Origin of the sequence: Sorangium sp. So ce834 (assembly GCF_051521425.1) — a bacterium.
Lineage (GTDB): Bacteria > Myxococcota_A > Polyangia > Polyangiales > Polyangiaceae > Sorangium > Sorangium cellulosum_D.
This window is the reverse complement of record NZ_CP150351.1, coordinates 13,006,202-13,020,628: the sequence shown is the minus strand read 5'-3', so window position 1 is coordinate 13,020,628 and position 14,427 is coordinate 13,006,202. Positions and strand designations below refer to the sequence as shown.

General features: G+C 73.1%; 10 protein-coding genes. 8 read left to right on the top strand and 2 right to left on the bottom strand.

Annotated elements, in window-relative coordinates; genetic code table 11:
• Positions 1–174: 174 nt before the first annotated feature.
• Positions 175–585, bottom strand: coding sequence for a VOC family protein (locus WMF20_RS47610; RefSeq protein WP_437608423.1), 411 nt, complete (start codon positions 583–585; stop codon positions 175–177).
• 230 nt (positions 586–815) lie between these two features.
• Between WMF20_RS47610 and WMF20_RS47605 the strand changes: the two genes are divergently transcribed.
• The 4 genes from WMF20_RS47605 to WMF20_RS47590 all read left to right on the top strand — a co-directional run bounded on the left by WMF20_RS47605 (position 816) and on the right by WMF20_RS47590 (position 5,311).
• Positions 816–2,291: a hypothetical protein gene (locus WMF20_RS47605; RefSeq protein WP_437608421.1), complete on the top strand. Its 1,476-nt coding sequence runs from the start codon at positions 816–818 to the stop codon at positions 2,289–2,291.
• A gap of 114 nt (positions 2,292–2,405) precedes the next feature.
• Positions 2,406–3,470 carry a sulfate ABC transporter substrate-binding protein gene (locus tag WMF20_RS47600; protein ID WP_129580456.1) on the top strand — a complete coding sequence of 355 codons (1,065 nt, stop codon included), beginning with the start codon at positions 2,406–2,408 and terminating at the stop codon, positions 3,468–3,470.
• Positions 3,470–4,378, top strand: coding sequence for an ABC transporter permease (locus WMF20_RS47595; protein WP_437608419.1), 909 nt, complete (start codon positions 3,470–3,472; stop codon positions 4,376–4,378). The genes WMF20_RS47600 and WMF20_RS47595 overlap by 1 nt, the downstream gene beginning before the upstream one ends.
• A 30-nt stretch (positions 4,379–4,408) precedes the next feature.
• The gene (locus WMF20_RS47590; RefSeq protein ID WP_437608417.1) at positions 4,409–5,311 is read left to right on the top strand and encodes a sulfate ABC transporter permease; all 903 of its coding nucleotides are present in this window, start codon (positions 4,409–4,411) and stop codon (positions 5,309–5,311) included.
• 29 nt (positions 5,312–5,340) lie between these two features.
• On the opposite strand, the gene WMF20_RS47585 is transcribed toward WMF20_RS47590, so the two are convergent.
• The gene (locus tag WMF20_RS47585) at positions 5,341–7,908 is read right to left on the bottom strand and encodes a M1 family metallopeptidase (RefSeq protein WP_437608415.1); all 2,568 of its coding nucleotides are present in this window, start codon (positions 7,906–7,908) and stop codon (positions 5,341–5,343) included.
• 199 nt (positions 7,909–8,107) lie between these two features.
• Between WMF20_RS47585 and WMF20_RS47580 the strand changes: the two genes are divergently transcribed.
• From WMF20_RS47580 to WMF20_RS47565, 4 genes are all read left to right on the top strand, one after another.
• Positions 8,108–9,958, top strand: coding sequence for a CotH kinase family protein (locus WMF20_RS47580; RefSeq protein ID WP_437608413.1), 1,851 nt, complete (start codon positions 8,108–8,110; stop codon positions 9,956–9,958).
• Between the two features lie 78 nt (positions 9,959–10,036).
• Positions 10,037–11,746, top strand: coding sequence for an ATP-binding protein (locus WMF20_RS47575; RefSeq protein ID WP_437608411.1), 1,710 nt, complete (start codon positions 10,037–10,039; stop codon positions 11,744–11,746).
• Positions 11,747–11,904: 158 nt separating this feature from the next.
• Entirely contained in the window at positions 11,905–13,626 is a 1,722-nt protein-coding gene (locus WMF20_RS47570) for an amidohydrolase (protein WP_437608409.1), read from the top strand.
• Between the two features lie 112 nt (positions 13,627–13,738).
• Positions 13,739–14,395 carry an HAD family hydrolase gene (locus tag WMF20_RS47565; protein WP_437608407.1) on the top strand — a complete coding sequence of 219 codons (657 nt, stop codon included), beginning with the start codon at positions 13,739–13,741 and terminating at the stop codon, positions 14,393–14,395.
• Positions 14,396–14,427 lie beyond the last annotated feature (32 nt).

Genomic DNA, 14,427 nt, shown 5'->3' with positions numbered 1-14,427 from the left:
CGGCGACCGGCGCGGGGGAGAGGTTACTTCATGTCGGGCGTCGGAGCAGGTCCCGATCTCCGGCGGACGCCGCCCGGGCCTCGACCAGCGCGCCGCGCGACCCGGCTCACCGCGCGCCCCAGGTTGCCGCGCGCCCCAGGTTGCCGCGCGCCCCAGGTTGCCGCGCGCCCCGGCTCACTGCGCGCCCGGTTTGCCGGGATCGTCGCTCCAGACATTGGCGTTGCCGTGCGCCTCGAGCGGGCCGCGCTGCGGGCGGACGACGCAGAACCGCTGGCCCGTCGGCGCCTCCATCACCCACCAGCGCTGGATGAACTCCACGCGCCGCGCCCCGAGCGCCTCGAGCCGCCGCACCTCGGCGTCGAGGTCGTCCGTCTCGATGTCGAGGTGCGTCCGGCTCGGGTGCTCGACCTGCTGCACGAGGACGATGAGCTCATCGTCCCGGGTCTCGATCTCGCGGTAGCCGCTGCCGACCGGCGCGTCCTTCTTGACGGGCTTGCCGAGCGCGCGCCCCCAGAAATCCGCCGCGGCGTCGATGTCCTCCACCTTGCAGTCAATCACGAGAGCACAAAGGCGACTCCGGTGCATGCGATCTCCCTCCTGCCGGATGGCGCCGCGACCTTACGCGGCGCCGCCAGAGGCGTCTCCCCCAAACCAGCGCGCCGGTGCGCCGGCGCGGGGCGCTCCAGCGCCGGCGGGCGTCGGGATCTTGCCGGCCAGACCCGCTTTCCGTGCGGGCAGCGGCATCGTAAAAAGCTGTTCCAGGAGCAACCTGCTGCTCCGGGACACCTGCCGCTTCAGGAGCTTCGATGACGCACATGCCTCGCTTGCTGACGAACTCGCTGGCGCTCTTCACCCTCGCGCTCTGCGCCGGCTGCTCGCCCTCCGAGCGGAACTTCGCGACGGGCACAGGCGGTCAAGGCGGCGACGCCGGCCACGGCGGCGCGGGCGGCGCGGGCGCCGGAGGCGGCGCGGGCGGCGCGGGCGGCCAGGGCGACGCGTGCGCCTCGCCGGAGGACTGTCCCGCCGCGGACAACGAGACGCCGACGTGCGAGGCGGGCGTCTGCGGCGTCGCCTGCGACGCCGGCTTCCTGGACTGCGACGCCGCGGCCCCGGGCTGCGAGACGCGCGCGAACGACCCCGAGCATTGCGGCGCCTGCGGCAACCGCTGCGCGACGTCGTGCGTGGAGGCCGACGAGGGCGCCTTCTGCAACGACCCGATCGAGATCTCGGCCGGGTTCGCCCACACGTGCGTGCTCCGGCGCGACGGCAGCGTCTGGTGCTGGGGCAGGAACGCGTTCGCCGAGGCGGGGAAGCCGGCCACCGAGCCGGTCGTCCCCGTGCCGGCGCAGGTCGCCCTCCCCGGCAAGGCCCTCCACGTGGCGGCGGGCGGCGGGTTCGCGCGCGACGACGACCAGTTCCCTGCCCACTCGTGCGCCATCCTGGAGGACACGACGGTCACCTGCTGGGGGCGCGGCACGCTGGGGCAGCTCGGCAACGGCTCCTTCTACGCGGCGAGCGAGCCGGCGCGGGTGCCGAGCCTGATCAACGTCGTGCAGCTCTCGCTCGGCGCGGCGCACTCGTGCGCGGTGAAGACGGGCGACGAGCTCTACTGCTGGGGCACCGACGACGAGGGCCAGCTCGGCAACGGGGAGTCGCCGCAGACCGGCACCCCGGACTTCATCCGGAGCGACGTCCGGCAGGTCGCCGCCGGCCAGGATCACACCTGCGCCATCAAGGCGTCCGACCGAGGCCTCCTCTGCTGGGGCCGGAACTTCGACGGACAGCTCGGCGTCGGGGCCCGCGAGAACGCCACCTCTGCGTTGGAGGTCGCGGCGCCGCTCACCGCGGGCGTCGACGAGGTGGCCGCGGGCGACCGGCACACCTGCGCGCGCAAGGGCGTGGAGGTCTACTGCTTCGGCAACGACTACAACGGCGCGGTGGGCGCCGACCGCTACGGGCCCGTGCCGGAGCCCACGCTCGTCGCCGTGCCTCAAGCCGCGAGCATCGACGTCGGCCGCGAGCGGAGCGGCGCGGTGTCCGGCGCCGCGCGGGGTCTCAAGATGTGGGGCGTCGGCGCCCTCGGCCACGGGAAGCCAGGGCTGTCGTCGCAGCCGGTCGACGTGCCCATCGACGGCGTGGCGCAGCTCGCGGCCGGCTATCACCACACGTGCGCGCTGCGGACGACCGGCGAGGTGCTCTGCTGGGGCGAGAACACCGACGGACAGCTCGGCGTGGGCCTCGACGTCGGCGAGGAGCAGCTCTCGCCGGTCGCGGTCAAGCTCGCGCCCTGAGCGCGAGCGCCCGGCGGCCGCCGCCCCGCTCCGCCGGGAGCGCGGGGGCTCTCCTCGCGACAAGGGCCCTGTCCGGCGGTAGAGTTGCCGCCCTTTCCACCCAGGGATGAGACGATGAAGACAACCTCGCTCCGTTTCGCGCTCGCGCTGGGCGCCCTGCTCCTCTCCGCCGTCGGGTGCGAGGAGAAGAAGACGACGACCGCGGCCGAGGGGAGCGCGGAGGGCCGGGTCGCGAAGCTCTCGGTCGCGTCCTACGACCCCACCCGCGAGCTCTACCAGGAGCTCAATCCCGCGTTCGAGCGGTGGTACAAGCAGAAGACCGGCAGGGACGTCGACGTGGAGACCGATCACGGCCCGTCGGGCAAGCAGGCGCGCGACATCGCCGCCGGCAAGGAGACGGACGTGGCCGCGCTGTCGGTCGACTTCGACGTCGACACCATCGCCAAGGCGGGCCTGCTTCCCGCGACCTGGCGCGATCGGCTGCCGAACGGCTCGGTGCCGTACACGTCGGCCGTCATCTTCCTGGTCCGCAAGGGCAACCCCAAGCAGGTGAAGGGCTGGGAGGACCTCGCGCGGCCCGAGGTCGTGTCGCTGTGCCCGGATCCGAAGACCGGCGGCGGGGCGCGGTGGATCTACCTGTCGACCTGGGCGCACGCCGCGCGCAAGGCGAAGGCCGAGGGCCGGAACGACGCCGAGGCCGAGGCCGCGGCGCGCGAGTTCACGGCCAAGGTCTACGACGACGCCATCCTCGACCCGGCCATGCGCGGCTCGTCGACGCGCTTCATCGTGCAGCGCACGGGCGACGTCCTCTTCGGCTGGGAGAACGAGATCCTCCAGATCGCGGCCGATCCGGCGACGGCCGACCAGTTCGAGGTCGTCGTCCCCTCGGACTCGATCACGATCGAGGTCCCCCTCGCGGTCGTCGACAAGGTCGCCGAGCGGCACGGCGTCAAGGACATCGCCGAGGCGTACGTGGAGTTCCACTTCTCCGACGAGGGCCAGGAGCTCATCGCGAAGCGCTACAACCGCCCGTACAGCGAGGCGATCGCGAAGAAGCACGCGGATCGGCTGAGGCCCCTCACGCTGTTCCGGTTCAAGGAGCATTTCACCGACTGGCCGACCGTGATGAGCGTCCATTTCGGCCAGGGGGCCGAGCTCGACAAGATGCGGAAGAAGTGATGTCGCGCCGCGCGCGCGTGCTCCCCGGGTTCTCGCTCTCCCTGGGCGTCGCGGTGCTCTACCTGAGCCTCGTCGTCCTCCTGCCGCTCTCCGCCCTGTTCCTGAAGACGGCGGAGCTCGGCTGGGACCGCTTCTTCGCGGTGATCACGAGCGGCTGGGTCGCCGCGGCGGTTCGGTTCACGCTGGGCGCCTCGGTCGCCGCGGCGCTCCTCAACGTCGTCGTCGGCCTGCTCATCGCGTGGGTGCTCGGCCGGTACACCTTCCCGTTCGCGCGCGTCATCGACGCGGTGATCGACCTGCCGTTCGCGCTCCCCACGGCCGTGGCCGGGATCGCGCTCTCCACGCTGTACGCCGAGGGCGGTTTGCTCGGCGGGGCGCTCTCCAGCGTGGGTTTCCGGTACCCCTGGCCCGTCTGGCGGGGGTTCGCGGCCGGCGGGTGGCGCGAATCGCCGATCGCGTGGACGGTGTACGACCGGATCTCCCTGGCGCCGCTCGGCGTGGTGATCGCGATGGCCTTCGTCGGCCTGCCGTTCGTCGTGCGCACGGTGCAGCCGGTGATCGAGGACCTGAGCCGGGACGTCGAGGAGGTGGCGGCGACGCTCGGCGCCAGCCGATTCCAAATCTTCCGCGCCGTGGTCCTGCCCGAGCTCGCGCCGGCGCTCCTCACCGGGTTCGCGCTGGCGCTCGCGCGCGGCCTCGGCGAGTACGGGTCGGTGATCTTCATCTCGGGCAACCGGCCGGACACCGAGATCGCGTCCCAGGTGATCATCAAGATGATCGAGGTGAACGAGACGGGCACCTACGCCGACGCGACGGCGGTCGCGGTCCTGCTGCTCGGGGCGTCGTTCGCGCTCCTCCTCGCGATCAACCTCCTCCAGCGCGCCGCCGCGCGCGGCCACGCGGGCTGACGCCCGCGGCCGGTGGACCCGAGTCGAGCGATGCTCTCCTCCCGCTCCCAGATAGGCCGCGAGGACACCGCCGGGGGCCGCGGGGCGCGCCGGCTGCTGATCGGCCTGTGCGTGCTGCTCGTCGGCGTGTTCCTCGCCCTGCCGCTCGGGGTGGTGTTCTGGCACGCCTTCAGCGAGGGCCTGAGCGCCTATGGACAGGCGGTCTTCGACCGCGCGACGTTCCGCGCGGCGGCGCTCACGCTCCTCACCACGGCCGTCGCGGTGCCGCTCAACACGCTGTTCGGCGTCGCGGCGGCGTGGGCCATCACCAAGTTCGAGTTCCGGGGCAGGAGCCTGCTCGTCACCCTGATCGATCTGCCGTTCTCGATCTCACCGGTGGTCGCCGGGCTGTGCTTCGTCCTGCTCTTCGGGGCGAACGGCTTCTTCGGGGCGTTCGTGAACCGGACCTACACGGTGAGCCTCGGGTTCACGAGCCTCGACGTCTCCACCCGGGTGATCTTCGCCTTGCCCGGCATCGTGCTCGCCACGGTGTTCATCACCTTCCCGTTCGTCGCGCGCGAGCTCATCCCGCTGATGCAGGCCCAGGGGAGCGAGGAGGAGCAGGTGGCCCGCGTCCTCGGCGCGAACGGGTGGCAGATCTTCTGGCGCGTCACGCTGCCCAACATCCGGTGGGGCCTCCTTTATGGCGTCATCCTCTGCACCGCCCGGGCGATGGGCGAGTTCGGCGCCGTGTACGTGGTCTCCGCGGGCTCGTCGGATCAGGTGACGCTGCCGCTCCACGTCGAGCGCGTCTATTACGCCAACATGGTCCGCGTCGTGCCCGCGTTCGCCGTCGCCAGCCTCCTCGCCGGCGTGTCGGTGTTCACGCTGGCCGTGAAGGCGGCGGTGGAGTGGCGGTTCAAGGGCGAGCTGAAGAAGAAGGACGCCGGATAGATCGGAGTTGCCGAGGCGCGGAGTCGCCCTCAGCAGCGGGATGGGTTGGCGAGCATCTCGACGGCCTCCGCGGAGAGCTCCACGCCGTCGAGGCCCCCGACGAACTCGCTCCACGCGGCGGCGTCGCCCTGCGTCAGCGCGAAGGCGACGCACACCAGCCAGCCGTCGAACGGCGTCGTCGACGGCGCGCGCAGCTGCTGGCTCAGGGCGGCCAGGGCCCCCGCGTTCTCCGCCGCGGTGGGCGCCATCGTGCGGCTCATCCCCATGAGCGCCTCGGTGAGGAGATCGGGCACCCCCGTGGACGCGACGATCTCGGAGAAGAAGGCGCGGAAGGCGGGGAAATCGTCCGGCGGAGCGCGATCGGCCTCGGTGCGGATCCTGGTCACGGCGAGAGAGCGCGCGCGCAGCGAGCTGGACTGCCTGGCGACGTTCCCCCAGGCCGACAGCACCGTTTCGAGCGGCAGGTCGAAGTTGTACAGGAACCTCAGGTGCGCGTCGGAGAGGTCGCCGGCCGGAGGCCCCGCCGCGAGCGCCGACCACTCGTCCGCGTAGAGCGCCAGCACATCGACGACCTCGCCGCACACCCCGTACTCCAGCCACGGCGTGAACTCGGTCCAGCGCGCGTAGGGAGGCCCCGCGAGCAGCGGCGCGAGCGCGCTCGACCACGCCGCCCGCAGCGCTGGATCCAGCGCCGGATCCGCGGCCCGAACGCACGCCACCCTGACCGCCATGGCCTTGGCGTCCTCAGCGTCGAGGCCGTCGAGGAAGGCCGCGAACGCGTCCGGGGTCACGGGCTCCGGCAAGCCGGCGCCGACGACGGCCATCTGGTGGACGCCGCCGGCCTCGAGGAGGCGCGCGACCTGCGAGGGGCTCGTGGGAAGGCGGAACGAGGCGAGGCGCGCCGGGAGTTCGTCCGGATGCAGGCTGAAATCGACCAGGTGGTACCAGGAGACGTGGCGATCGAGCGGGTCGAGGATCAGCAGCTCGCCCTCCCGCTGCGGGGCGACGTCCACGCCCTGGTCGAGCTCGAGCACCTGCGAGCGCGTCGTGCCGTCGTCCGCGATCCAGAGGAGATCGATCGGCGCAACCAGCGCCCCATCCGGATCGCGCAACGTCACGAGCACGCCGCCGGAGGGCGACCGCCCGAGATCGAGGTGCGGGAGCGCGCTGGCCCGGACCGCCCGCCGCGCGCGGGCGGCCGCGTCGGGGCCGAGGGGCCCCGCGAAGGCGTCGAGGAACTCGTCCGTACCGATGGCGCCGAAGCGGTGGTCGTTGAGGACGTCGCGCAGCGTGCCCCAGAAAGCCTCCTCCCCGACGAGGCTCCGGATCTGGGTGAGCAGCCACGCAGCGCGACCGTAGGGCCCGGACGTGTACTTATCGGCGGGAGCGCGGTCCGGATCCACGATGGGGTTGTGCGACCCGGCCGAGAAGGAGTCGCCGTTCAGCGTTCCCTCGCCGCTCTCGTCCAGGTAGACGCGGGCGCCCTCGCTCGCGAGCAACGTCGCCATGCCCTCCTTGATCCACAGGTCGTCCCAGCTCTTGACGGTCACGAGGTCGCCGAACCACTGGTGGCCGATCTCGTGGATCGTGAGCTTCAGGTCTTCGGAGATCGTCGGAGCGGTGCTCCCGATCTCCCCCTGGAAGCTGATGCCGAGGTTCTCGATGCCCCCGCCGAACTCCGGCACGAGCACCACCGCGTACTTCTCGAAGGGATAGGGCACGAGCAGCTCCTCGAAGAGGCCGATCGAGCGGACCATCTCGTCGAGCAGGCGGCCGTAGTCGCCCGGGACGCCGCGCCGGTGCCAGACCGAGACGGGGAGGCTCCCCTTCATCGCGCGCTCTTCCTCGAAGTCGCCGATGGCGAAGGCCATGAGATAGATTGGCACCGTGTAGTCCGTCGCGTACTTCATGCGACGGCCGGACGCGCCCTGCTCGTCGGAGACGAGCGTGCCGTTCGCGATCATCGTCTCATGCGCGTCCATCGCGAGGTCGATGGAGAAGACGGCGCGGTCCTCGGGCGTGTTGTGGCACGGCATCCAGAGCGCGGCGTTGAGCGGCTCCGAGATCGTGTAGACCGCGCGCGACGCGGCGGGGTCCCCCCGGCGGGCGGGGATCGCGCGGAGCGCCTCGCCCTCGGCGGCCTCATAGTCGATCTCGAGCGTGATCGCCTGGTCCGCCGCGACGCCGGGCACGCGCGAGAGGTCGACGCGGAGCGCCCCGAGCTCGGCGTCGACCGCGTAGGGCAGGTCGGCGCCCCCGGCCAGCCGGACCGCCTCGACCTCGGCCACCGCGCTGTCGAGGCGCAGAGAGCGCAGGCCGTCGTCGCCTGGCAGGAGCGTCATCGCGACCGTCGCGACGAGCCGCCCCCGGCTCCAGTCGAACTCTCCCGTCACCTCGTAGCGCTGGACGTCGATCGCCGCGCCTGCCGGCGGCTCGGTGTCGGGCGGCGGAGGGTCGGGCGTGGGCTGCTGCGTGTCGTCGGGCGGCGATTGCCCTGGAGCGACGGGATCGACGCCGGAGCACGCGGCCGCGAGCGACGCCAGGAGGACGGCGGCGAGCCGCGCCCCCCGGCGGACAAGGGATCTGGCAAGGTCCATTCGAACACCTCGATGGAGGAAGAAGAAGCCGTGGACCTCCGTTCATTGGCTCCCCTCCCCGCCGATTTCGTGCTCCTGGCACGGAGAGCGCCGATCGAGCGCGCGGCGCGCCGCGCTTGGAGGCTCGTGGCCCCTGGATCGAGGCGCTGACCCGAGGGGACGTGCAAGGAGCGAGCAACCCATGTAGAAGAGAATGACCGTGAGAACGTCGTTTTCGCCCTCCTGGAGCTGGCCCGGTCCGCTCGCGATGTCCATTGCGCTGCTCGTCGCCTGCGGCGACGCCGCGGAGGAGCCCCGGCCGGACGGCAGCAGCGTGGGCAGCGCAGGCGCCGGCGGCGACGCAGGGGCCGCCGGCTCCGGCGGTCTGGGCGGCGCGGGCGGTGGGACCGGCGCCGGCGGCGCCGGCGGGGAGGAGCCGCCGCCGCCCGATCCTGCAGCGCCGCTCTTCGCCGGAACGAGCATCCCGCGGTTCGAGATCGCGCTGTCGCAGGTGTCGATCGATCGGCTCAGCGCCGCGCCCGACGACTACGTCCCCGGGGAGCTCACGGTGACCCTGGACGGCGAGGTGATCGAGCTCGCCGACATCGGCGTGCGGCTCAAGGGCGTCCACGGCTCGTTCCGGACCCTGGACGAAAAGGCCGCATTCCTGCTGAAATTCGACGAGTTCACCGACGACCAGACCCTGCTCGGGGTGGAGAAGCTCGCGCTCAACAACATGGTCCAGGACCAGAGCATGATCCACGAGCGCCTGGCCTACGCGCTGTTCCGCGCGATGGACGTGCCCGCGCCGCGCTCGGCCCACGCGACGGTGTGGGTGAACGGCTCGCTCTACGGCCTGTATGCGACCGTCGAAGCAGCGGATAACCGTCGCTTCCTCGATCGATGGTTCGGTGGCCACAAGGGCAGCCTGTACGAGGGGGCTTATGGGAGCGATCTCGAGCGCTCGAGCGTCGGGACCTTCGACCAGGACAACGGCGACGACGTCGGGTTCGCCGATCTGGTCGAGCTCGTGGAGGCGCTCGACGAGATGGAGAGCCCGGACACGTTCCTCGCCGAGGCGTCGCAGCGCATCGACATGGAGCGCTACCTCGCGTTCGCGGCCGCGGAGACCTACATCGGCCACTGGGACGGCTATGCTTGGTTTCGCAACAACTACTTCATCGCGCGGCGCCCGGACGACGGCCGCTGGACCTTCTTGCCGTGGGGCGTCGACCAGACCTTCGTGGACCCTCTTTATCCCTTCGGCGGCGATGCCCGACTCCAGCGGATGTGCACCGCCTCGCCGCCGTGCCTGCAGGCGCTCGCCGCGGCGTTCGAGCGCGTGCTCGAGCGCGCGTCGGCGCTCGACCTCGTGAGCGACGCCGAGGCGGCGCGCGACCTCATCTGGGCCGACGTGCTCGCGGATCCGCGCCGGGAGGTGAGCGCCGATGTCGTCGCCGCGCAGATCGACGCCACCATCGCCTTCCTGAACGACCGTCCCGCCGGCGTGCGGGCGTCGCTCGCCTGCGCGGACCCCTCGGGGCTCGACGCGGACGGCGACCTCTGGTCCGGCTGCGGGGAAGACTGCGACGACGGCGATGCCTCGGTGTACCCGGGCGCCCCCGAGCTGTGCGATCTGATCGACAACAACTGCGATGGGCGCGTGGACGACGACCCGTCGTGCCCGCATTGCGCCCTGCAGGCGCTCCCGGAGGGCGGCGCCCTGGCGCTCTGCTTCGCGCCCGCGACATGGGCGGACGCGGAGCTCGACTGCATCGCGCAGGGCGGGCACCTCGCGTCCATTCACGACGCGGAGACGCAGGATCTCGTGGTCTCGAGCGCCGCCGCGGTCCAGCCGGGCGACTACTGGATCGGGCTCACCGACGCGGCGTCCGAGGGAGACTTCGCGTGGACCGACGGAACGCCGTACGACGACGAGCGCTGGGCCCGCGGCGAGCCGAACAACGCCGGCGACGGAGAGCACTGCGTGGAGCTGGCGAGCTGGGCCAGCGGACAGTGGAACGACATGCCCTGCGACGCCGAGCTGTCCTACGTGTGCAAGCTGCCCTGACGAGGACCGCCGGCGCAGGGCGACGGCCTCGCCCGTTCAGTTGCGCCACCTCGCCGGTCCAGCCCAGATTCACGGCCCATGTGGCGACGCTCCCCGCCCGTATCAGGCGAGCCAGCGGCCGGCACCGTCGACGACATCGATCTGTCGATAGGCGACAGCTGCCCGTCTGACTGCCATGCGATCCCCCGGCGTTACGGCGGGGCCGTCCTGGCGGGCATCGCGGCCGTCGGGATGACGGCCCTCGTCTGGCCGAACATCGATCTCCGGAACGGCTATTTTCTTCTGCCGCTCATCGCCATCGTCTTCGTGTCCGTCCGCGCCGGCTTCGGGCCCGCCATCGCGACCGGGATCATCGGAGGGATCGGGGGCGCGTACCTCGTCCTGGAGCCTCGCGGCTCCTTCGCCATCGACTCGAGAGCCGATGTGCTCGTGCTCTCGCTGTACGGCGTCGTCGGGCTCGCCACCGGCGCGATGGGCGCCGCCGTGCGGTCGACCCACGTGCGCACGGGGGCGCTGGCGGCCCAGCACGCGGCGCTGCACGAGCAGGCGAGGCGCCGGGCAGCTCAGCAGACGGCGGTCGCCGCCCTCGGGCAGCAGGCGCTCGCGGGCGCCGCGATCGACGACCTCCTGGAAACCGCCGCCCGGCAGACGGCGGCGGCGCTCGGGACCGAGAAGGGGATCGTCCTCGAGACGCGGCCCGACGGCGTCACGGTCGTGCCACGCGCGGCCGTGGGCCTCTGCCCGAGCGTCGCCGGGGCCGAGGGGGTCGACGCCGGGCCCGGGACCCAGGCCGGCCACACGCTCTCGCGCGTGGAGCCGGTCGTGTTCGACGACCTGCCCGCCGACCGGCGGTTCCGGCCTGCCCCCTGCCTCCTCGCGCAGGGCATCACGAGCGGGATGAGCGTGAGGATCCACGGCTTCGGCGCCCTCTGCGCGTGCACGGCGCGCAGGCGGAGGTTCACGGCGGACGACGCCCACTTCATCCGGGCGATCGCGAACGTGCTCGCCGGCGCGATCCTCCGCAACCGCGTCGAGGCGCAGCGCGCGCGGCTGTACCAGGACGCGGAGGACGCCATCAAGCGGCGCGACGAGTTCCTGGCGCTGGCGGCGCACGAGCTCAAGACGCCGCTCACGCCGCTGAGGCTCCTCGCGGGCAGCGTCCTGCGGGCCCTGCAGCGGAACGCGCCGGTGGAGGCGCTGCAGGAGAAGACGGCGGTCATCCTCCGGCAGGTCGATCGGCTCTCGGAGCTCGTGGACGAGCTGCTCGACGTCTCGCGCCTCACCGCGGGGCGCCTCGGTCTGCAGATCGAGGAGGTCGATCTGGCGGCGGTGGTGCGCGACGTGGCGTGGCGCTTCCGAGACTCGCTCTCGCGCGCGGGCTACGATCTGCGCGTCGCCGCGGACGAGCCGGTCAGCGGGCGGTGGGACCGGACGCGCGTCGACCAGATCGTCACGAACCTCCTGTCCAACGCCGCGAAGTACGGCGCGGGCAAGCCCATCGACGTCGAGGTCGCGGGGGACGACCGGACGGCGCGCCTCGTGGTGCGGGACCAGGGCATCGGCATCGCGCCGCAGGATCACGTCCGCATCTTCGAGCGGTTCGAGCGCGCCGCGGATCACGCGTCGTACAGCGGGCTCGGGCTCGGGCTCTGGATCGTGCGCCACGTCCTCGCGGCGCTCGGCGGCACCATCCGGGTCGAGAGCGAGCTCGGCGCGGGCACGACGTTCATCGTCGAGCTGCCGCGGCGCGCGGCCGGCGAGGACGGCGCGGGGGCCGCTCGCCCGTGAGCCGCGCGCCGCCCTCGCCCCCCACGGGCTACGCAAGCCGGCCCGAGCCGGACGCCCTCACCGCAGCTCGGGCTCGGGTGAGCCCGGCGGTCGACCCCGGCTGACGCCGGCGCCCCGGCCGCCATTGCGCGCTCCGCGCGGGTGCTAGGGTGGCGCCCATGTCGAACGTGCTCCGAGCGGCGCTCCTGAGCCTCTTCGGCAGCCTCGCCCTCGGCTGTGCCTCCCCGGGCGCGCCCGCCCCGGGCCCGCCCGCCAGGGCGGCGGCGCCCTCGCCGCCCGCCGATCTCGTGATCACGGCCGGCGTCGTCCGGACGATGGACCCGAGGAGCCCGCGCGCCGAGGCGGTCGCCGTGCGCGGCGAGCGGATCGCCTTCGTGGGCAGCGCGGCCGGCGCGAAGGCGTTCGTCGGGCCGGCGACGCGCGTCGTGGAGCTGCCGGGGCGCGCGATCGTGCCCGGGCTCGTCGACGGGCACGCGCACCTCTACGGGCTCGGCGTCGCGCTGGAGACGCCGAGCGTGCGCGGCGCGAGGAGCGCGGAGGAGGCGGCGGCGGTCGTGGCCGAGGCGGCGAAGACCCGGCCGAGGGGCGAGTGGATCACCGGGCGCGGCTGGGACCAGAACCTCTGGCCGGGCGCGGCGTTCCCCACGCACGCCCCGCTGGACGCCGCGGCGCCGGAGCACCCGGTGGCGTTGCGCCGCGTCGACGGGCACGCGCTCTGGGCGAACGCGGCGGCGATGCGCGCGGCCGGGGTCGGCAGGGGCACGCACGATCCGCCGGGCGGGCGCATCCTGCGCGGCGCGGCGGGCGAGCCGACGGGCGTCTTCATCGACGGCGCGATGGCCCTCGTCGAAGCCAAGATCCCGGCCGATCCGCCCGCCGTGCGCGAGCGGCGCATCCTGCGCGCCGCCGAGGAGGCGCTCTCGTCCGGGCTCACGGGCGTGCACGAGATGGGCGTCGACGACGAGACCGTGGCGGTCTACCGCGCGCTCGCCGCCGCCGGGCGGCTGCCGATCCGCGTGTATGCCTACCTCGCGGGCGCGGGGCGGCTCCAGGGGCTGAGGGAGCGCGCGCCCGACGCGGACGCGACGGGCACGGCGATGTTCGTGCTGCGCGGGGTCAAGCTCTTCGCCGACGGCGCGCTCGGCTCGCGCGGCGCGGCGCTCCTCGAGCCGTACGCGGACGAGCCCTCGACGAGCGGCCTCCTGCTGATGGATCGCGAGGCGCTCGCGCGGGCGGCGCGGCTCGTCGCCGACGCGGGCTTCCAGCTCGCGGTGCACGCGATCGGCGACCGCGCCAACCGCGCCGTGCTCGACGCGTTCGAGGCGCTCGGCCCGGGGCGGGCCGCGGCGCTGCGGTTCCGGGTCGAGCACGCGCAGATCGTCTCGCCCGACGATCTGCCGCGCTTCGCGGCGCTCGGCGTGATCGCGTCGATGCAGCCGACCCACGCGACGAGCGACATGCCGTGGGCGCCCGCGCGGCTCGGCGCCCACCGCCTGAAGGGCGCGTACGCATGGAGATCGTTGCTGGCGTCGGGCGCGCGCGTCGTGTTCGGCTCGGATTTCCCGGTGGAGGAGCCCTCGCCGCTGCTCGGCCTCTACGCGGCCGTGACCCGGCAGGATCTCTCGGGACAGCCCCCGGGCGGGTGGATGCCCGAGGAGCGGCTCGACCTCGACGAGGCGCTCCTGGCCTTCACCGCGGCGCCCGCGTACGCGGCCTGGGCCGAGGGCCAGAGGGGGCGGATCGCGCCTGGCTACGTGGCCGATCTGACGGTCCTCGGCCGGGATCTCTCGCCCGATCGCTCGCTCGTCGACACGCCGATCGAGATGGTGGTCGTGGGCGGCCGCGTGGCGCGCGCGCCGCGCGATCGGCGCGCGCCATGAGGGCGGCGCACGGACGCGGAGCGCGCCGCGGCCCCGCTGGCGGGGCGCCCAGGCGCGCCGTTGCGGCCCGCGACGGCGCTCGCCTACGCTCGCGCGAGAGGGAACCTGCGGGATGATCCAAGCCATCCTCTTCGATCTGGACAACTGCCTGAGCGCAGCGGACGAGGTGGGGAGAGAGCTCCTCGATCCGGTCTTCGCGGCGATCCGGCGGGCGAACCGGGGCAAGCTCTCCGAGGAGGCGCTCGAACAGGCATTCTCCGACTGCTGGCGCCACGCGCTGGATTTCGTCGCCCGGGAGCACGGCTTCTCCGCGGAGATGCTCGCGGCCGGCTGGGAGGCGTGCGCCCGGCTGGAGGTGAGGGCGCCGATGCGCGGCTACCCCGACCTCGGCGCGCTCGCGGAGCTGCCCGCCCTGCGCTTCCTGGTGACGTCCGGCTTTCGACGGCTCCAGGAGAGCAAGATCAGGGCGCTCGGGATCGAGCGGCTCTTCGCGGGGATCCACGTCGACGCGATCGACGAGCCGGGCAGGAAGGGGAAGCAGGGGATCTTCGAGGAGATCTTGCGGGCTCACCGCCTCGACCCTAGGGAGGCGCTCGTGGTCGGCGACAACCTGGAGTCGGAGATCGAGGCCGGAAACCGGCTCGGGATCAGGACGGCGCAGATCCTGCGGCCGGGCGTGCCTCGCGGCGAGGGCGCGACGTACACCGTTCACGGCCTGGACGAGCTGAAGGCGCTCGTGGCGCGCGAGGACGGAGGGCGAGCCCCGTGAAGCGCGAGCGGGCTCTCCAGCGCATACGAGCG